The sequence below is a fragment of the Pseudoalteromonas sp. CO342X genome (genome assembly GCF_004208915.1).
Lineage (GTDB): Bacteria > Pseudomonadota > Gammaproteobacteria > Enterobacterales > Alteromonadaceae > Pseudoalteromonas > Pseudoalteromonas maricaloris.
The window spans coordinates 211,999-232,678 of sequence record NZ_SGPH01000013.1; the positions used below are offsets into that span (position 1 = coordinate 211,999).

The 20,680-nt window shown below is 41.5% G+C and carries 16 protein-coding genes; 8 read left to right on the forward strand and 8 right to left on the reverse strand.

What is annotated here, in order from left to right; all coding sequences use genetic code 11:
• Positions 1-685: 685 nt before the first annotated feature.
• On the reverse strand, positions 686-1,876 hold the full coding sequence (locus tag EXT47_RS05630) for a serine hydrolase (RefSeq protein WP_165383796.1): 1,191 nt from the start codon (positions 1,874-1,876) through the stop codon (positions 686-688).
• Between the two features lie 603 nt (positions 1,877-2,479).
• Here EXT47_RS05630 and EXT47_RS05640 point away from each other — a divergent pair.
• Complete coding sequence (locus EXT47_RS05640) at positions 2,480-2,851, forward strand: hypothetical protein (RefSeq protein WP_039497169.1); 372 nt, start codon at positions 2,480-2,482, stop codon at positions 2,849-2,851.
• Positions 2,852-3,023: 172 nt separating this feature from the next.
• Positions 3,024-3,797, forward strand: a complete 774-nt coding sequence (locus EXT47_RS05645; RefSeq protein ID WP_223193563.1) for a hypothetical protein — start codon at positions 3,024-3,026, stop codon at positions 3,795-3,797.
• A gap of 154 nt (positions 3,798-3,951) precedes the next feature.
• On the opposite strand, the gene EXT47_RS05650 is transcribed toward EXT47_RS05645, so the two are convergent.
• The gene (locus tag EXT47_RS05650) at positions 3,952-4,485 is read right to left on the reverse strand and encodes a helix-turn-helix domain-containing protein (protein WP_130126066.1); all 534 of its coding nucleotides are present in this window, start codon (positions 4,483-4,485) and stop codon (positions 3,952-3,954) included.
• A gap of 82 nt (positions 4,486-4,567) precedes the next feature.
• On the opposite strand from EXT47_RS05650, the gene EXT47_RS05655 reads away from it, so the two are divergent.
• Positions 4,568-6,043 (forward strand): serine hydrolase, encoded by a 1,476-nt coding sequence (locus tag EXT47_RS05655; RefSeq protein WP_165383797.1) that lies wholly within the window; start codon positions 4,568-4,570, stop codon positions 6,041-6,043.
• A gap of 143 nt (positions 6,044-6,186) precedes the next feature.
• Here EXT47_RS05655 and EXT47_RS05660 read toward each other — a convergent pair whose 3' ends face one another.
• Positions 6,187-6,810: a DsbA family protein gene (locus EXT47_RS05660; protein ID WP_130126068.1), complete on the reverse strand. Its 624-nt coding sequence runs from the start codon at positions 6,808-6,810 to the stop codon at positions 6,187-6,189.
• The gene (locus EXT47_RS05665) at positions 6,804-7,670 is read right to left on the reverse strand and encodes an MBL fold metallo-hydrolase (protein ID WP_130126069.1); all 867 of its coding nucleotides are present in this window, start codon (positions 7,668-7,670) and stop codon (positions 6,804-6,806) included. The genes EXT47_RS05660 and EXT47_RS05665 overlap by 7 nt, the downstream gene beginning before the upstream one ends.
• A gap of 105 nt (positions 7,671-7,775) precedes the next feature.
• Here EXT47_RS05665 and EXT47_RS05670 point away from each other — a divergent pair, with 105 nt between their 5' ends.
• Positions 7,776-8,663 (forward strand): LysR family transcriptional regulator, encoded by an 888-nt coding sequence (locus EXT47_RS05670; RefSeq protein ID WP_130126070.1) that lies wholly within the window; start codon positions 7,776-7,778, stop codon positions 8,661-8,663.
• Between the two features lie 60 nt (positions 8,664-8,723).
• Here EXT47_RS05670 and EXT47_RS05675 read toward each other — a convergent pair whose 3' ends face one another.
• The 3 genes from EXT47_RS05675 to EXT47_RS23820 form a co-directional block, all read right to left on the reverse strand.
• Positions 8,724-9,578, reverse strand: a complete 855-nt coding sequence (locus EXT47_RS05675) for a hypothetical protein (RefSeq protein ID WP_130126071.1) — start codon at positions 9,576-9,578, stop codon at positions 8,724-8,726.
• Positions 9,575-11,386, reverse strand: coding sequence for a hypothetical protein (locus EXT47_RS05680; RefSeq protein WP_130126072.1), 1,812 nt, complete (start codon positions 11,384-11,386; stop codon positions 9,575-9,577). Before EXT47_RS05680 ends, EXT47_RS05675 begins: the two co-directional genes overlap by 4 nt.
• A gap of 361 nt (positions 11,387-11,747) precedes the next feature.
• A complete protein-coding gene (locus EXT47_RS23820) occupies positions 11,748-11,906 on the reverse strand; it encodes a hypothetical protein (RefSeq protein WP_157782784.1) in 159 nt (52 codons plus the stop codon).
• A gap of 358 nt (positions 11,907-12,264) precedes the next feature.
• Between EXT47_RS23820 and EXT47_RS05685 the strand changes: the two genes are divergently transcribed.
• Positions 12,265-12,777: a GNAT family N-acetyltransferase gene (locus EXT47_RS05685; protein ID WP_130126073.1), complete on the forward strand. Its 513-nt coding sequence runs from the start codon at positions 12,265-12,267 to the stop codon at positions 12,775-12,777.
• Between the two features lie 349 nt (positions 12,778-13,126).
• Positions 13,127-17,569 carry a di-heme oxidoredictase family protein gene (locus tag EXT47_RS05690; RefSeq protein WP_130126074.1) on the forward strand — a complete coding sequence of 1,481 codons (4,443 nt, stop codon included), beginning with the start codon at positions 13,127-13,129 and terminating at the stop codon, positions 17,567-17,569.
• Between the two features lie 134 nt (positions 17,570-17,703).
• On the opposite strand, the gene EXT47_RS05695 is transcribed toward EXT47_RS05690, so the two are convergent.
• Positions 17,704-18,912, reverse strand: coding sequence for a porin (locus tag EXT47_RS05695; protein ID WP_130126075.1), 1,209 nt, complete (start codon positions 18,910-18,912; stop codon positions 17,704-17,706).
• Between the two features lie 364 nt (positions 18,913-19,276).
• On the opposite strand from EXT47_RS05695, the gene EXT47_RS05700 reads away from it, so the two are divergent.
• The gene (locus EXT47_RS05700) at positions 19,277-20,227 is read left to right on the forward strand and encodes a DUF5050 domain-containing protein (RefSeq protein ID WP_130126076.1); all 951 of its coding nucleotides are present in this window, start codon (positions 19,277-19,279) and stop codon (positions 20,225-20,227) included.
• A gap of 85 nt (positions 20,228-20,312) precedes the next feature.
• A complete protein-coding gene (locus tag EXT47_RS24045) occupies positions 20,313-20,678 on the forward strand; it encodes a hypothetical protein (protein WP_226898904.1) in 366 nt (121 codons plus the stop codon).
• Positions 20,679-20,680 lie beyond the last annotated feature (2 nt).

Sequence of the window (20,680 nt, forward strand, 5' to 3'; positions counted from 1 at the left end):
CCGTTATGCTTTTGACTTATCTTTTTTGCTTACTAATTTTTTACTAATATACCTTATTGTTTTAATTTTTCTTTATGTATTTAGTATGATTTTCACTATAAATTTGTAAGTTACTTCAAACCGCAATATTTGTTGTTTGAAGTGTAAGTTTTATTAATAGTATTCAAAACTATACTAAAACATACTAATTCCTATCTTTCTAAATTTAAAAACTAAATCAAATAAAACACTTATTCTTCGTTCGTTAGATCAACAACGCTTTATTAGCGTGTTCCCGTAGGTTGGAAAAGTCGTAGGCACTTTCCAACTGAGTTATGAAAAAAGTGTAACTGCTGTGCAAAAGGTTTGTCGGATGGCGGCGTTGCACGATTTATTCGACCTACAAATCAACAAAGTAAGTCATATTAATAAATACTTTATCGCAATCCGCTTCCTCAATTTTGGCTACTTGTAAACCTAAAGACAGATCTGTGGTCGAAACTCGCGCATACCCAACCTTATTCACGGCAGTTGTTCGTTTAGAAAAGAACATGAAGGCAATAAGCAAGATCTGACCCTAATAGTTACTACAAGATTGACCCTCTGCCTTAAGGTGTGGCATCAGCGTCGAATACCAAGCGCGATGGGTTTCAGGCCCTAATAGAATATAACGTCGATGCTTCATTTGCCTACGCTATCAAATTGACTATTCTATAGAGTTTCTTTTCATCAGTACTTCTAACGCTTGCGAGAGTGCTTTGGTTGCGTTATCTGTATCGCCATTTACTGCCGCAAAATAAGCGTTATTTTGACTAGGATAAAGCAGGCTACTGACCGAAAATGCGCCCGTAAAGCCGTCATGACCAAAAGCCGTTTTATCTGACTTGACATACCAGCCCATCGCATACTCAGAATGGCTGTCTTGAATTTTACTATAAGGCGAGAGCAACATTTTGTAACTCTCTTTACTCACAATATTGTCACCTCCCTGCATTCCCTCTAATACCGAAGAAAAATAAACAGCAAGCTCAGGTAAACTGATATTCACCGTACCGGCAGGACCATATACTTTTGGAGCAACTTTTTTTTCTTCAGTTACCCCATGCCAGTGACCATTTTCGTAAATATGCCCTTTAGGCTGCTTCGCGCTCTCAAAGCTCGGTTCACCAAAACCATAATTAGTGATGCCTAATTGCCCAAAGACTTCTGCGCCAATAAGCCACTCCCAAGTCTGATTGCTGACTCGCTCTAACATATGTCCTGCTATCACATAACCAACATTACTATACCAAAACTCGCTTCGGGTTTTCACTGCAGCGGTATTAAGCACCTCTTTTGTTAGCTCATATCTTAATTCGGTTAAAGGCTTAGTATTGTCGTACCACTGCTGATCTTTTACATCTATGTCCTTTTGTAATCCGGATGTCATGCTCAACAGATTCTGTAAAGTAATTGTCTCATGTTCTGGTCGAATTTGGCCTTTAAGTTCAGGAAATATATCTATGACGGTAGTGTCAAAAGTAATGAAGCCTTGTTCAACTAAACGAGCGGCGAGCAAAGCGGTCATAGATTTTGCGACAGAGCCGATCGCCCAACGATCATTATCGCTTACAGGCTCAAGGCTTTGTATATCACGATAGCCTGTGCTGGCAATTTCGTACACTAAGCCATCTTTTACTGTTATAGCCGTAATTGCAGGTACATTATATGCCTGTCGAATACTTTCTAAATGCTGCTTTAATGCACCATCTTGCGCAATACCCACTTCTTTTGGGAGCTCAGCTTCATCAACTAAGGGTGAAGTTTGAGTTATATCTGAACCACACGCGCTTAATAGTAAGGTTAATAACGCTAAATGAGCGAATTTAAATGATGATTGTAAGTTTGTTATAAGCAAAGCAAAATCCTTTATGTTGGTTGTTAATGCTCCCTTGTAGACTCAAGTATTATTGAATTACTCAAAATTAATTTGTTTAAAAATGTATAGTTAGCTAATTTGTGTGGCCTTACTGCCGCTGCTACCCCTGCAAAAGGGAGTTTTATCGCAAGCCAGTCATGTGATATGTACCAGTCTAAGCGTAAAGGAACCAACTTCGGTTCACTTGAATCAACTCCAGGAGAAACGTACCCCAATTATTGAAGTTGATGCCCAAGAGGCGCAACAAGTAAATTGGGTAAGAGTTAAGACTACATATAACCCTTCATCTGATCGCTGGGTGTCGGCCAGTTGTGGAGTTAAAAGTTTGCCATGGATGAATCACATTACGTTTGCTTGCCAACTGTTGCTCGAGTACATGGAAGCCAACACTGGGTTATTTTCAGACGCTAGTAAGTTGTTTCAATCATTTTTCATACGTTTATCACTGAGTAAAAATATGGCAAATCCCATCAGTACTTTTTGTAATGCGCTGTAATGTCCTTACTCATTTTTCGTTTCTATACTTTGTACGCAGCTTGAGGGAAGGCCTTCAAGCACAAGTTCGAAAGAAGGAGTTTGTTTATGTCCAGTCCAGCGAATGTCACAATTAAGAATAGAACAAACCAATCAATTACTACGAAAGTCACTCGAGACTCTTGGGTTGAGGGTGATGGCAGTTCAATTGATGGTAAAGTAATCCCTCGAGGTGAACATGGCGTCTTTAAGGTGGTCGCTAAAACAGGCCACCATGGTGAGTTAGATATTGATTTTATTGGCGGAGACAGCGGTAACGTACTCGGTACTTTGGAAATTTTGAGTATTAAAGATCCTCAGGAAGGTGTAAAGAGCCTTGCAGTAAATGCAAACCAAAGCGAAATAGATGTGTCAGCAATGGGATATAGAAGTTCGCCCAATGATGACGAATTACGAAGAATTAATTTCTTAATTGTCTAGTCGTTAATATTGAAAAGAGTAAGGCAGTTTTTTGTCACTAAAACCTGGTTTGTGTAGTGAAAATATCATTACTGACCTATACCTTAACTTCCTCATTAAAGTGGCATAGAGTTAACTTTCTCTATGCCAGCATGTCTTATACAGTATTTTAGTCTTTTAAAAGCGGTTACAAATGTTGTTTTCTTTTCTCCTTGAGAAAATCAACACAAATGTTAATGTTTTCTGCATCAGACATTTACCACTATCAAGGACTGAAACAGTGAAGATTAATTCACCACTAGTTAATTCGCAGGTCAATTTAGCCAGTAACTTAACCGCTAAAAAGGAGGCTAAGGCGCATAACATCGAACCTCAAGCACCAAAGAAGGAGATGAACGCTGCGGCATTGTCAGCCGAAAATACGCCAGTATTAACAGAAGAAGAAATCCAAAAATTAAAACAAGAAACTTTTGAGATTAGCAAACAAAATTATAAAGTGATGGGAGAGACGCAAGAGGCGTTTGCAACCACCTTAAGCGAGTTTGAAAAATTTAAAAAAGAACAAAGTAGCTTAAATCCAAGAATTGATTTGAGCTCTTTAGATTTATCGCAAGAGGAAGATGGCACACTAAAGCTCGTTGGTGGAAGTGTAGACGGTAAATTGCGTGAGGATCTTGAGTCTATAATTAACGAAAACAATAAGCTAAAAAATGCCTATGAACAGGTACATGAAGGACTTGCGCAAATTGTTCGATTCTCTGGTGCAGATCGGCAAGGCATCGAAGCAAAGGACCTTTATGGCAATATTAGGTTGAATGAGTTAAGTAAAAGCTTCGAAAACCAATTCCATGATACGGGCTTTGGTCAGGATTATCATACACTTGAGGACAAAGTGAATAGCCACCCAATGCTGTTTGCAATGAAAATGAACGAGGCAATATATCCTAGAATTAACATAAATGTGTAATTGAGTATTGATAGCGTGGGTAAGTCTCACATTTTGCATGACGCTCAAAAGTTGAAGATAGTAATGAGCGGACGCACACTACAATACTTCAGAGTCTAAAATATCAGAGACTGCTTGTTTAAAGTCAATCGGCAAAAATTCGTTAAAATGAAATTCACTTATAAACTATGACGTTAATAAACTTTGTAGCAGAATCTAAAGCTCTATAACCATGCTTTTGCGCAGCACTAAACTTGGTTTTCTGATCAGTTTTAAGGAGATGCCAAACACCGTCATAAAAAACTTCAAGTTGACCCTCTAGAACATGAACAAGTTCTTCGGCAACATTATCATGCGGCTCTCTTAAGTGTTCATCATTTGGAATGAGAGAAATGACAAACACCTCGGTATTTTTGCACCCGTTAGATGAATAAACAGGAGCAAATATAGAGCCTTCTTGGTTGATAGAGTTATTCGAATTCTGCAGGTCGCTCGGATCAAGTAACACTGTGTACTCTATGCCAATACCCTGCGCCAACTTCCACAATAATTCAACTGTTGGACTAGACTCAAACCTTTCAATTTGTCCTAACATCGCCTTGGAGATGCCGGTCATGTTGGCCAATTTATCTAGGCTTAGGCCTCTCTCTTTTCTGATGTCTTTTAATCTAACACCTAGGTTTTTGGAAATTTCCGATTTAACTTTCATTATGTTGTGCGTTATTGCGTACAGTGATATTGTGTACACTATAACGCACAATGCAGCACTTATCTATTCAGAAGGGAATTACATGCCTAGTAAAACTTTTGTTTGCTTCGTTTATTTACTTTGTTTCATCAGCTCTGTCAGTGTAGCGTCAGAATATACGCCTTTAGACAACTTTATCGTTAAAGCTAAATCCTTGACTAAGTCGGCTTCAGGCACATCCGTTGTATTGATTAAAGATGGTCAAATTACTCACGAAGTTCACGTTGGTATGGCGAATGTTGAAAAGCAGATCCCTGTCGATACAAATTCGGTTTACTATTTCGCTTCGACAACTAAAGCGATAATGGGGCTGGCGACATTACAGGCTGAAAAAGAAGGTTTGCTTTCTAAGGACTCTACTTTGAGGCAGTTATTTCCAAACGTTAAGTTTTCTTTTATCAATCCTGACAACTACTCAGTCAGAGATTTATTGTCTCATCGCTCCGGGTTAACAAATGACGCGATGACATGGACTTTTTCTTACACTGGAAACCATGACAAAAAGCAACGACTTCATTTTGTTTCCTCGCTAAAACCGCACCCGAAAATTAAAAAAGGTAAGTTTGGTTACACAAACCTTGGGTACAATCTTTTAGCAATATGGTTTGATGAGAACTATGAAGGAGGATGGCCCAACGCGATTAAAGAGCTAGTGCTTTCACCTGCAGGAATGAAAAATTCAACAGCAGATGTTGACCAAGCGAGATTGCAAAATTGGCCTATTCCAAGCCCATATTCATATAAATTTCGAAGTGGTCAATCTGAGATTTATATGAATAAAAACAATGCGACTTTGTATTCAGTGGGTATCTTTGCCAGACCAAATGATTGGGGTAAGTTGATAACCCACTTGCTACCAATAAATGCAGAGCGCTCAGCGTTTCCCAAGTCGGTTGTAAGAGCGTCTCAACAACTACTGGTTAGTGATATTGATAGCTATTTTTCCGGCTATGGATGGGGATGGATGCACTCAAAAGTCGCTGGTGAAAGTGTGTTAATGCACACAGGGGGATTTGATGGCGCTTCTGTTCAAGTATCTTACGCTCCCGAAAAAAATCTTGGTGTCGTTGTTGTTCATAACGAAAGTGGGCTCATTGCAAATGAGTTAAATGGCAGAATAACTGAAATCGCTTATAAAATGTTAACTAATCAAGATGTGAGTAAGCTTATTGAATTCCATCAAGAGGAGATGACTGATCTTGCTGTTTATGTCGAGAAAGCAAAGGCAGAACTTGCCGCTAAAAGAGAAGATTTGTCAAAACGCCGGAGCATATCACCTTCGCTTAAGTCATTACTTGAAGGTGTATACGAAAACACGGAAGTTGGACGGTTGACTATTAAACAGAGAGACAGCGATTTACATCTTGCTTGGGGGGATTTACAGAGCAAGGTTTACAGTGGACAAGCAGATAATGAATTTATAGTAGAACTTAGACCGGGTAAGTTCTACGAACTAACCGCTGATAAAAGCATGTCCGTTATCGAATTAAAGGATTGGCAATTCCAAAAAGTTAGATAATTCAGAGGCAAGGTTAGTTGCAATCTAAATGCAAATTGGTGTGACAACGTCAAAGTTGTGTAGCGGATATGCCGACAGCCCCTTTTGGGGCTCGCATTAGCGTAACAGCTGATCCAATTTCAATTCAAAAGCTTGTCATAGAACTAGTGTATATAGTCATCAATCAACTGGCGCCAAGCATCGGGCTTACCGTAATAGGCAGTATGCGGAAGCTTTATCTGTTTCTCATGCTTTTCAAGGATAAGGGTGGGGTAGCCAGTAACTTGAAGCTTTTGCATTAATAGACGGCTTTGCGCGATTTTTGTTTGCTCAGCCCCTTGGTTTGCCAGCATAGCTTGTTGCCAGTGGTTTTTATCTAGCCCAAGCTCTACCGCGAGTCCTTCTATGACTTCAGTTCGGTTAACCTGTTTGCTCTCTATATAGTGGGCATGCTGAATAGTTTTAAGCATGTTAAGTGGCGCTATGCCCAATTGCTCAGCGGTTATGATGGCACGAGCGGTGATGTATGAGTCAAGGATCATCGGATCGTTACTCTTCACCCTTTGGATGTAACCTTTGCCAAACTGCGCGCCTGTTATGCTGGCTATACGCGCATCGCTTGTGAGAATGTGGTTGCGGAACGCTTTCTCTATAGATTGGTTGGCAATCATACCTCCAGGATGCAGTTCAAGCTTGAGGTCACTGTTGGCTGCAATCGCATCCAACAGTGAAGTCGCACCGTAACACCAGCCACACATGGGGTCGAAGAAGTAGTGCACTTTTACCATTTCATCTCTCCCATATGTACCTTAGCACCAATACCCAACGCCATCGGTAATCCTGCATCAGGGTAGCGTGCAGACATACTATCAATCAGTTCAGCGCTATTTTTGCTGCTGCTTTTTGCCTGACTAAAGTCGCTTAAATACTGCTGCGAGTAGCTTATGGTACTTGCATCAAGTTTGGTGCCTGCTTTCATGTGACCAGGTATTACAACCTCTGGCTTGAGTGCTTTTAACTCTTTTAATTGGCGACTCCACGCTTGTTGACTGCGTTGGGATTGCGCATCGGCCATCCATAAGTGCACATTACCGTAGACTGCAACATTGCCCAGAACCGCTTTACTTGACGGGATCCATAAGTAGGGGCGGTGTGCCAGCTCAGATTGCGTGCCGTGGATCTCTATTTTGTGTCCATCTACAAAGAGTGTATTTCCCTCTACAACTGTTGGGATGTATGGCTTAACAGGTGCATTTTCCCCCATTTTTGGTGTCCAGAATGCTAATTTACCCGCGAGCTTTTCTTCAATCACTGCTTTTACGGCCGCTGTGGTTAGGATCTTAGCTTCAGGGAATAAAGTGTGTAGCACTTCCGCGCCAAAATAATAGTCCGGATCAGCTTGGCTGATAAAAATCGTCTTTAAGGTTTTGCCGCTGTCGAGTACTTTGGCTGCTATGCGTAGAGCATCCGCTTTGGTAAAACCTGAATCTACGACCATCACTTCACTCTCACCAATCACCAGTGTTGAGTTAACGTGGAAGCTGTTTTTGTCAGCGTTATAAACATCCAGTGTAAGTGGGGTGGTGTTTGCTGCCATCGCATTGCTCGCTAATAAAATCGATGCTGCTATCAACGTTAGGTGTTTCATATCTTTTGCCTCAATAGGTTTAGTACGGAGCAGATGATATGAAATTGATAGGCTCAGAAAAACATGCCAAACTAAACATCATTGTTTCATAAATCGAGCAAATGAATGGATAAACTTACCGCTGCTAAGGTCTTTGCCGACGTTGCAATCACAGGTAGCTTTACCGCGACGGCTGACAGGCTAGATATGTCTCGCCCTATGGTAACTCGGTACATTGAAGCAATGGAGAGCTGGCTAAACATTCGTTTATTACATCGCACCACGAGAAGGGTGTCTTTAACGACAGCAGGGGAGTGCTGCTTGGAAGAAGTGAGACAGTGGCTGAGGCAAGCCGACACCATAACCGGCTTGGCGAATACCAGCGGCAAACTGTCTGGTACGGTTCGACTAGCAACCAGTATGTCTTTTGGCTTTTCTCAACTAGTGCCCGCTATTCAACAGTTTATGTCAGCACATCCTGACGTAAATATTGACATTGATTTGCAAGATTCTGTGGCCGATCTCACTGAAAGTCAGATAGATCTGGCTATTCGTATTGCCTCTGCACCGGACCCTTCTTTGATTGGTAAATCAATTGCAGTATGTAGCTCAGTTATCGTGGCGTCGCCGCAATACCTTGCGAATACAAGTGAAATTAAAAAGCCAGATGATCTAGCTGAGCACTTGTGCCTCGGGTATAAGAACTTTCAGCAGCATATCTGGCATTTGCGCAAAGGTAACTCACAACAGTCGGTAGCCGTAAACTGCCGTTTAACTGCGAACGAAGCAACGGCCTTATTGCACGCAGCGTTAAATGGCGCTGGTCTGGCAATTCAACCCACTTATTTGGTTAACCGCTACATCAAATCTGGCGAGCTTAAGCAGGTATTGCCTGATTGGAAGCCAAGCGATATGAATATATACGTGCTCTATTCTTCGAGAAAGTATATGTCTCCAACCGTGAGGGCATTGATAGACTATTTGTCTCACTATTTTGCCAGCACGCCATGGTGATCTAGTAACTGTCTCAATTTTGGTGCTGTCGTGAGTAAGATTGGGAAATTATTTTGATATCTATTCTGAGCTTTCTGAAATCGTCGGGATAGCAATCCAATCATCCCACGAGTTCTCATCTGCTAATTCTCCCCCCCTGGGTTGTTTCTTAGTAAATTTTGCTAAGATAACAGGGTTTTTCACTTCAAATACAAATGTTCCTTGGGAGGAAGAACTTAGCTTGAAGCCTACTTGTGAATCAGAAAAAGCCCCTCCTGGAATCTCAATTAGCTTAGCATCTAGCCCTGATTGTAATTTAGAATCAACCATAATTTCTACTGTCATATTTTCAATAACTACGTCGGATACAACGACGGCAAGACGTCCTTCCATAAAAGCTTCTCTAAGGAATGTATCCGCGCCAATATCTGCTCTAGTGATAAACTCTCTAAACTTTCTTCGTTCAAGGGTTCTTGGGTATGCTTGGCCAAGAGTGATTTTGGCCCGTGTAACAGATTCCTTTTCGAAATTACCATTAAGACCAAGAGCTGCGAATAATTGGGGCAAGACAAAGCTCAAGCCAAGGCTTTTTGATTCATTCTCAGAGAATGTAATGACTCCGCCTTTTAAGCCTGTGCTTGCAAATCCGTCTAAGTCTATAGTTGACTTGCCTAAGACTCTATTTTTCTCCAGGCCTAGGCAGCTATATGTCGCGCAATATTGATTTGATGTGTTTATCGGTTCGTTGGGTTTATTTAAAACGTGGATAGTACCGATTCCAAAATTATCAGTTGGATAAGAGAAAAAGTAGTAGTTATTGTAATCTTCACCTAAAGCGTTACGTACTTTTTCTCGCATTATTCCATTATAATCTTCGTCACAACCCGTAATATATAATGTGCTAAAAATAATACTTATAAGACAGTATTTTTTCATAAAGCAATGACTCCTTTATATTTCAGTTTCAACTCACTAAGTTCAATAGTGCCTATGTCTGTTACAATACTGAATGTACTTACCTTAGCTTGGCTCCACCTCCAGAGAGATTCTCTGAATACGTACGTATCATTTACTCCGAAAAATACACCTGCGATAGAGGGGGTATTTCCGCTGACAAGGCCAAAAGGTTGCTTAATCTGATCAACCGTTAAAGTGTGTTTCTTTGAAGTGGAACTTAATCGTTCAATAATTCCATTATGCTTAATTCCGTAGAGGCCAGAATCAAGGTTGGCAAGATCTAGCCTAGGTGAGCCAGGAGCCTGAACTCTATTCACAAACTTTTCTTGTATATCGGCACTGAGTAAAACTCGCCTAATTACTTTGTCGCGTGGAGATTCATTTGCGAGTTTGAATACCAATGCTGCTATTTTTGGAGTTGCAAAGCTACTGCCATGGTCGTTACGGTTTTTACAATGACCAAATTGACCTGTGACAGTACCTAAATCAATGAATTCTATTCCATCTCCATTACGTGAAAACATACTTGTAATAGCAAGGTTAGCGTCAAAAGCCGAAACAAGAATTGCAGAGCGAGAACGATTTGAGTATACACTCCCTTGAGGTTCAGGAAGGCTCGCTGACTCAATTTCGAGAGATAAATTTGGTGTAGCAGCAAAGATGAAGGTCCGCTCATAAAACCTATGATCCCGAGGTAGAATTCTTATTCCTTGATCTTTTACCCAAAAGGAAGCTGATAAAACTGGAATACCATTGTCGGCTTCAACGTTTTCCAACAATGCTCTCAAATATAAGGCTGGGATACCATCACGAGCAGCGCCTCTTTCGACGTCTTTTTTTATATCGTAAAGCTCTTTCTCGAATAGCTGTTTAGCATGAAAGTCAGCATATTTAGAGTCTATAAAATTCCGGATTATTTTAATTCCTTTTTCAGGGTCTTTCCAAAAATCTAGTTCAAGCCTATGAACTCTTGCCTTTAACTCATCCCATGCTTGAAGCTTAGTCAGTGTATCTCTAACAACATCTTCAACGAGATTACCGTGTGCACAATTGTCTTCTGAAAATTTATCCACTATATATAGAGATGCAGCTCCAGCACTTGGAGCCTGTGGAAGGTGGGATTTTACTATTGTTGGTGAAACTCCAAAGTCATCTTGCAGTAGTTCAATTTCAACATATCCAGAAGGTATTAAAGTTGCCTTTGAGCCGAGGTTTGAGAGTAGTACGTCTATTTTCTCAAATTCACGAGGGGCTATTTTACTTACGGATATTGACAGTGCACCTGAGTCAGCAAGGCTGCGACGTTGATTGTTAATCAAGGTTTTTGGTAAACCAACAGGATCACACCCATCTGCGGAGCAAATTGCTAGCTCCTTTGTTTCAAGGTTAAACTCTTGATATTGATTATATGATGCACCTTCACGGAAAGGACGCACTGGCAGTGATGGAAATTGAAGAGTTTGACCTTGTCTAATTATATTCAAGTTACCAACACCACTAGCTTTAGCTACTGCGTTTGCAATTTGGGTGACTGATAATGGAGAGGCACCATCAGAATATCTAGTGTAGTTTTGTATGATAGAGTAAAGATTTTCGTTCTCTGCTACCGTATGTTCGAAGTACTCGTCTTGAGGCTGCATTTCGATCAAGAGTTTGTTGACCTGACCAATTTCATCATCTGACAGCTTGCTATAATCAACAGCCAGTATCATGCGAGCTTCAGGTGAAGCAGCCGCCTGAAGATTGTGAAAAAGAAAAAAGGCTGCCATCAAGAATATAATTTTCATCGAATCCCTCCTCACGTTACCGACAAATTATAGTCTAATTTTTCTTGGTGCGAGTGAAATATTAATTACTAAAAAATACTATGAGGTTCTGCAAATGCTTTATGAAATAAAAATATTTTAAAATAGTTTCTTAGTACTTTTTAAGTTTATGTCCATGTTTTATAGGGAGGAAAATCACCCAGTTATTAAAGGCCTATGCTAAGCTCACCTGACAGTCTTGAATAAGGTTGGTGACTTTCAATTAAGACGAATATTTTGCAAAAGTAGAGTAACGTTAGCTGTAAGAGTTCTATGTAAAATTAAAAAGATAGCTTGATTGAGAAACACAGCCAAGCCCAGCTAGTTGCTGGGCTTGGCATACTTAGCAGATATAAACTGTTGGGCAAAATTCAGGAGCGGTATAGCATGCGCCGTAGTCTTTACTGTAAGCGCCGGTTCCGCCTGCTATTTCTTTCGTTTGTTTAGCATCTAGCGCTTTGTTTGCGTTAAGGTTTTTTAATTTTACTTTTTTCAGTTTCATGTTGTATCCAGTTATTTTGTTATCTTTGATTATTCGGTAATGTAGATAAATACCTATTTCTAAGTACTTATCTGTTAAACAATGTGTTTAATTTTTAAACATATTTCAAGCGGGGATGGCAAATAACTTCAGTAGATCTTTTAGTTGTTTGTTTTTTAAGTTGTTTATTATATTGAATTTTTATCAAGCAAGTAAAAATGACAGCGTTGGACTTTTGTGCATGTCAATCTTGTTGATTGTACAACCTATATCCAACCAATTGTTGCGGCAAATAGCTGCGTGCGCCTTACACATTAAAAGAAGCAATGCTAGTATCCTAGTTAGGATAACAATCGAGTTGATAAAAAGTAGGAAGCTAATGGCATTATCATTTCAGACCTTAAGGTTGCATATTATTGAGGTTAACGACGATTTTCCGGCACTCGAGCGTGAACGGCTGATAGAGCAAATTCCCCATGTCCTGAGTTCTAACGTGGTTGAAAACCTTCCCCCTTATTTTCATGGTATTGACTCAACAAAACAGGCCGAAAACTGGTTTCAGCGTATGCGTTCAGAGAGCCGCTTACTGCAAGTTAAGCTTGGGCAGCATGAGACAATTGGCTTCTTGTTTGTTTACGTTGAAAACGAAAGTGATGCGCATATCGGTTACTTATTGGCTGAAGAACACTGGGGCAAAGGTTACGCCAGTGAATTGCTGCAAGGGTTTATCCATGCAGTTATCAATGCAGAGCTTTGGAGTACCCTCATTGCGGGAGTGGAGCAATCCAACCATGCGTCCATTCAGTTGCTCAAAAAGCTGGGGTTTTCACAGCAAGTGCATGATGAAAACAGTCCACTTTTCTTTGAATATGAGATCCATCGTGTCTGTTGACCTCAGCGGTTTGACTTTTATTTCCCTGAGTGTGCTTTGGTCACAGCGCTCGATTTGTCGTTAGTCCATCAATTGATAAAAGTAAAAAATATAACAATTGTTGTTATTTTCTTGTTAATGTAAGCGCTTACATGTTAGGTTTAACATTCAACATACGATTACACCGCGCTGAAAGGTGTGTAGTAAAGCTTGTGTGTTTGAAAAGCGCTATATTTTTCAATTGTTCGGGGTTGTTATGGATTGAAATGTAAGCGCTTTCATTTCTGCAGTTTATGAAGTGATTAAAAGGATCCGTGTTTTAGTGGTTGATCACTAAAGCAGTTTTATACATTACATTTGGAGACATAAAGTGAAAACGAGTAGCAAGTTAATCGCAAAGCTCGCAAACATTAGCGTTATCAGTCTAATTGTTTGTGCGTCTTCGCAAAGTAACGCGGCTGTGGGGAATTTACTTTGGGAAGATAATTTTAATAATTTAGATACCAACACATGGAATATAGATATCGGGGATGGTTGTGACCAAGGTATATGTGGTTGGGGTAATCAAGAATTACAGTGGTACAGTGAAAATAACGTCTATATTAGCGACATTGTAGGCGAGGCGGGAAACAAAGGCCTTGTTCTTGAAGCAAAAAATCAAGCGATAGGCGGCAAGGCATTTACCTCAGGTAAGATCCAGAGTAAGAATAAGCTTGCTGTGCAATATGGCATGATAGAGATCAGAATGAAGGTATCTGATGTCGACACGGGGCTTTGGCCTGCACTTTGGATGCTAGGGACGAGTACTGCTAGCTGGCCGGCAAAAGGCGAAATCGACATCATGGAAATGGGCCAATCTCAAGCCGCTCGCAATGATGCAGGCTTTCCCGGTGCGCCAAGCAATAACTATACAGGTTCAAACTTAATTTTTTATGCAGATGCCGCCTGCAATGAAGGTAATCCAACCTGTGCAGCAAGTGTGGCATACAAAACCGATAATGCACATTTGTCCTCTACCCCCTTAACCAATCGCTTTGTTATCTATCGTACTTATTGGACCGAAGAAACGATCCGTTTCACAGTTGAGGATAATGGGGTCGAATATGATATGTTCGATAGCCCGTTTGCCATCAGTGAAGAGTCAAATGAATTCAACGCGCCATTTTATCTATTGATGAATTTGGCTGTCGGCGGGTTATTTACGGACGCGCTTAGCAACGAACAGGTGAGCGCGCCACTTCCTGGGAAAATGGTGGTGGATTATGTGCGTATTTATGAGCTAGATGGTCAAGGTGAAGTGTTCAGCGGCAATGTCATTGCGCCCGAAGTTGGCACCTTTGGCGTTTTTAGTGAGGGGCCAAGCGATAATCAGTTAGTGCCGGGAAGCAACGCGGATATTTATGTGTGGAACCAAAACTCACTCACTCAGGGTAATACCCCTGCCTATGAAGGCAACGAGGTGATTGCATGGCAGTATTCGCCAGCGCAGTGGTTTGGAGCCGGTATTCAAAGCCGTCAAGCGCGAGACATGAGCAACTTTAGGGATGGTTATTTAAATTTTAAGATTAAAATTCCTGCGGATGTGAGTTTCAGAATTGGCATCGCTGACACTTATACTAATGAGAATTGGATCACATTCCCCGCGAACACCAATCAGTATGGCCTTGTTCGTGATGGTCAATGGGGGGAAGTACGTATTCCGATCACGGAGTTAGCGGGTAGCTTAGTGGCATTACAATCAATTAAAAATCACTTCAATATTGTCTCTGTCGCTGGGCAAGAACCTAACTATTCTTTTCAAATGGCAATTGACGATATTACCTGGACTGGTGGCGGTAGTGCCCCTGTCGATAGCGATCAAGATGGTGTTGAGGATAGCCTCGATCAGTGCCCAAATACTCAACCAAATGAAGAAGTTGATGCGAATGGCTGTCCACTGAATAATTTACCCGATGGATTGGAACAGGTCTCTCTGGATACCTTAACTTTCTATGTTAACACTACCGGCTGGGCGGATGTTCATTATCGAGTCAACGGCGGTGTGCAGCAAAATGTCCGCATGCAAGTGATTAATGGTCGCAATGAGCTGACAATATCTGGGTTAGCAGTGGGGGATGTGGTTAGTTTTTGGTTCACTTACTTACAGGAGGACGGAACGGTCGTAGATACCGCTGAGCAGGCCTACATACTTTCAGAATCTTCAGCTGGTAACGATAGCGATGATGATGGCGTGAATGATGGTATCGATCAGTGTCCAGATACGCCTGTAGGGGATGTGGTAAACTCCGATGGATGTAGCATTTTAATCACTGAACAACTTCGTATCGAAGCGGAAGACTATAGCAACTATTTTGATAACGATGCAGGCAATACAGGTGGCGAATATCGCAATGATGATGTTGATATTGACCTGACCAGTGACAACGGCGGTGGTTACAACGTAGGTTGGACGTCGGCGGGAGAGTGGCTCGAATATCAGGCTAATTTAGGCGCTGGAAGCTATAACTTGACTGCACGCGTTGCCTCCCAAGTTGGTAATGGAGCATATAATGTTGTTGTTAATGGTAATCTAGTTGCCAGTACCGTTGTGCCTGCTACGGGTGGCTGGCAAACCTTTATTAGTCAAAATATTGCGTCGATTACGTTAAATGAGGGCGTGCATACCGTTCGTGTTGAAATGGCGGGCGGCGAGTTAAATCTAAACTGGCTTGAGTTCAATATCGCTGGTTCATCTAACAATGATAGCGATAACGATGGTGTGCCAGATAATCTAGATCAATGTCCCAATACCCCAACGGGGCGCCAAGTTGACAGCCAAGGTTGTGAGATCAGCTTTGGCACTATTGTGCCACTTTATGATGCAACAACACCTTTAGAGCAAGCTGTGAGTTATGACCGTGGAGATGCGCTAATTACGCGTTTTGCTGATCGCGGCCGAGACCGCCATGCAAAAGAAGATCAGTTTCAAATCTATGATCACTATTTATCGCATTATTGGACGCATCGAACTGCGCAATTTGAAATCGCTGACTTTGTAGCTAAAGGCGGCTCACGTATTGAAGTGACCTTTATTACAGAATGGAAACTTGGTGCACGCGAATTTCGTGCTTGGTATCGTGGGTTAGGCACAGTTGCTGAGTACCACGGTAATTACTTTGGTGGCGGTGCAGTCGTTGAGCTTGATAACGGCAGTTATGATACGAACTTTAATAAGATAAGTGATTCAGGTGATCAATATCGTTACAGAGTGATCATTGATGACTACAGACCGCTAAATTGGGACCCTGCGGCAGGCTTTTTGCCTCTTGGAGTTGGTCAGCGCATGGAGTTTGAAGTTAGCCAGTTTCTTGATGCGCCACCAGAAGGACGAGAAAATTATTATGGTACAACGTATTTATACATGGTAGGTGAAGGGCTTGTCCCATGGAAAACCGTTGGCGACTTTGCTGATCCATCATCACAACGCGAAGATTCTTACCCGATTGCAGAAGCTGGGTGGTTAGGAGGCAAAACCACATTGCCATACAATTACACTAATGAGCCTGATAATCACTTTATGCAAATGGCGACCAATTTATCGAGCCAAAATGGACAGGCATTTGTTCAGGGGCGGCGTATTCACCACAGTAGTTTTGTTAATGGTGAGCACGATGAACGCAACGGAGAAAATGGCGTGTTTAGTGCGGTGGTTGGAAAGTCAGGCCCACACTATATCAACGACAGTTGCGCAGCTTGCCATGTTCGCAATGGTCGTGCGGCTCCACCAGTTATTGGCGGCTCATTGGCAAAATGGGTGTTTAAAGTGGCCGATATCAATGGCAACACCCATCCCTTATTAGGGAATGTGTTACAGCCTAAAAACACAGGCATAGATACCGAGACGCAAGGCGAGGGAGATGTAACGATTGTTTCGTGGACTGAAAATAATGGTTTGCGTTCACCCAATTACCAATTTAATAAAACCACTCCAGCACGCTATTCAGCCCGTATCGCGCCTCAGCTGGTGGGCTTGGGCTTACTTGAAGCGATACCAGAGAGTGCGGTGTTAGCCCTGGCGGATGAAAACGACAGTAACGGCGACGGTATTTCGGGCAAAGCGCAGCGCGTGAACGATCCTATTACTGGTCAAACACGGTTAGGACGCTTTGGCTACAAAGCTGCGGCGGCATCAATTAAACACCAAGTCGCTAGTGCATTTAATACGGATATGGGGGTAACCAACTCGGTATTTCCAAATCCCGACTGTGGGGCATCACAATCAAGCTGCGGAGGTGGCGGTGTAGAAGTGTCTGATCAACATCTCACTGCGTTAAGCAAATATATCGCTTTATTGGGTGTAAGAGCGCAGCGTGGGCTTGACGACCCTGAGGTGCAATTAGGAAAGGCACGCTTTACCTCAATTGGCTGTGAAGGTTGCCATACAGCAACATTTGAAACCAGTGAGTATCATCCATTTGCGGAGTTACGTGCGCAAACGATCCATCCGTATACCGATTTATTACTGCATGATATGGGCCCTGGTCTTGCGGATAACTTAGGTGAAGGCATCGCGAGCGGTGCTGAGTGGCGAACAGCGCCATTATGGGGGATTGGATTGTCTGCTTGTGTGACAGGTGGTGTTGATAATGTGTTAGGTGGGCAAGGCAATGAGTTTTGTACCGCTGAGCCAAGCTATCTGCACGATGGCCGTGCGCGGACGATTGAAGAAGCTATTTTATGGCATGATGGTGAAGCGCAAGCAGCAAGAGTAGCTTACGAAAGCTTGTCGGCAAATGATAAATCAGCCGTGTTGGCATTTTTAAACTCATTGTAAATTTGTAAGTTTTCAATATCGTATATTTTGGCCAGATACAGCCACGGGCAGAATGTTGAAATCAATGAGTGCATCAAAGCTCATGAAAGTCATGAGCTTTGATGCACTTGAAGTTGTTATTACAGTGCTTAGTCTTACAGCGTGTAATGGAAACCGATGGCGATACCGTCGTCTTCGGTTTGTGACATTTGTGCTTCTTGCGCGGCATCGGCGCTTGAGAAGTCACTAAAGTCCTTACGCGCTTCAATGTACAAAATGGTGTCTTCAGACATAAAGTAGTGTGCGCCTATCACGGCAAACTGACGCTTAAAAACATCATTAGGATCAGCATTAAAATTTGGTTGGATCACATAGTCATCGCCCGCATCAAATACGTTGTAAGCGATAAATGTACGCACGTCATTATCAAAACGGTAGCTAACAAGCGACTCTAATCCAATGGCGTCCTTGATTAAGCGGCCTAGGTTATCGGTATCGTGGTTTTCGTTTTTATTGATGTTTGCAGCTGCATACCAACCTGGCTTATAGAAATCGCCGTAGGTAATACCGACACCATAAATTAAATCTTTAACCGATTGATTTCGACCAGCAGCATACACAATATCAAACTCGCCGCGGTTAACACCGGCTGTGAGGGTTAAGTTTTCGGTTGCTGCATAGGTGAGTGAAGCGCCGTAGGTTGAATTAAACTCTACCATTTGTGCTGCACTATCCCCTTGATTAAATAGGGTTTCACATGAGCTGCTGGAAATATCAACGACGTCACAAGTATAAAAATCATCTGATTTTAGCTGAGCTTGTACCGCAAAGCTCAGTTTGCCAAATTGATTACGGTATTGCAGCACTTTATCACCACGACCAGTACCATTGATCGCGCCGTCGTCTTTGTTATAGGTGTAAACACCTGCGGCATTACCATCCCAAACTAGGCTGTAGTTGGTGCTGTATACCACGTCGTACCAAGCGCCCCATTGTTTTCCTAGGGTAACTTGGCCGTATTCATCGTGCTTAATACCAACATAACCTAATCGGTTATATAAAAACTCGTCTTGTATTGATTCGAAGCGGTTGCTGTAAACAATATCACTACTACCAACAGGGTTTACACCCCATTCAAGTAGTGCGAAAGCCTGCCAGTTGTTTTTCAATTGGCGTTTAAAGTCAAAGTTAATACGCGATGCGCCGTTTACCAACTCAGTCTCGCCTTGAGTGTTAATAACTCGAGCATCGATAAAGCCGCCAATCGTGACACTATTCTTTTCATCTTTGAATATCTCGATAGCGTTTACTGTTGGAATAGTAGTCACGCTAGCGATAAGAGTGGCAGCAAGTGTTCTTTTCATGAATTACCTTGTTTCAATGTTGTTGCTAAATAGGGTTAAATTAGCTAAAAAATGGAGATTATCAAAGCTAAAATACAGGCAAAAGTGAAAAAATATCAAGAAAATAACGTGGTTTTTGGTAAATTTATTCATTTTCTGTTCATTGAGTCTAAATATCAATGAGTTAGGGAAGGCTGCGTTCAGAGGTTATTGATTGATTTTACGCAATAAATGTAAGGGTTTATAGCAATATCTACGTTTTGTGACAGCAAAATAGCACGAAACGGTGTAATTCAGCGAAAAATCAATAAAACATCATGTTTTTGGTAGATAGACTTCTGTAGTCTTCCAATTAGATACACAACTACAAAAGGGAGATTGAGTAATGCTTGTTAAAAAAATTGGTATCTCAAAACTGGCTTGTTTTTCCACCATTATGTTGTTTTTTATCCATGAAGTTCAATCATATAGCGAACCATCAACAGAGTCGTATGGTATTATATATGGTTTTAAAGACGGTAATAGCAAAGCGATTTACTTAAGTGACCAAGATGGTAAATCGCCAGTAAAGATCGTGAAAGCTACGTCAAGTGACGGCTATCCTGCTGTCTCACCATCAGGAGAAAAAGTAACCTTTTACGGTAAATACGATAACTTCAAAACATGGTCAATTCATACCGTTGATATTACTGGCCGCAATATGAAAAGATTAACCAGTAAAAAATATGTGTGGGATAGTGCACCTGCTTGGTCTTTGGATGGAATGACGATAGCGTTTGGCAGAGAATATGAAAATAAGGAAGGTGTTTGGCAAGAAGAAATTTGGTTAATGAATGCAGATGGTAGTGAACAGCGCCAAATTAAAAATCTTGAAGGTCGTGCTCCAGAATTTATGCCAGATGGGCGATTACTATATCAATCTAAAGCCAGCCCAAGCCAAATTAGCATTGCCAATTTGGATGGTAGTGAGGTTATTCAACTCACTCAAGACGACACTGATAACATGTCTCCTCAAATTTCCCCAGATGGAAAAAAAATAGCCTATCTATCTAATAGAGATGGCAATCAGGAGGTATATGTCATGGATATTGATGGAGCCAATAACAAGCGGCTGACTCGTAATGACATTCAAGAATGGGATCCATCTTGGTCTCCAGATGGCACAAAGGTGTATTTCGCTTCAGAGAATGTATATGGCTTTTATGATGTCTTTTCTATAAATGTGGATGGCACATCTATCAAAAAAATACTTCAAAACAGCTCGCAAGCGACAGTTGTGCCAGGTCTTGACCAAGAGACGCTACAAAAGTTAAAGAAAACAAGTGAGCGCCAGTAGACCTGTGCGCTGACCGCAGCTTAAGTTATTTACTTTTGCTGTTGTTGGAGACGACCTAAAAAAGGAAAAGAAGTATCGCGATATCGTGACTAAATCTGGTAATGTTCTACAAAATATTAATAACAACTACGACCAATTAAGTGAGCGCTATGGTTTTACTATATTGCCAAGATCAACGCGTTGGAATAGTGTTAATAGGCTCGGCTTCATTAGTACGTATTTGATTAGACAAGGCCGAGTCATAGAAGCGATAGAAGTCGCAGAACGTTACACCGAATATCAACCTAAGTCTTGGCAAGCCTATGAGTCATTAGCAAAGGCATTTGAGGCGAATGAAGATAACTTACAAGCGCTGAAAAACGCCAAAGTAGCCGTGCGACTGGTTGATAATGAAGTAAATAAAAGCCTTCTATTGGCATACATCAATCAATTAACCGAGGCGCCAGAGTAAAT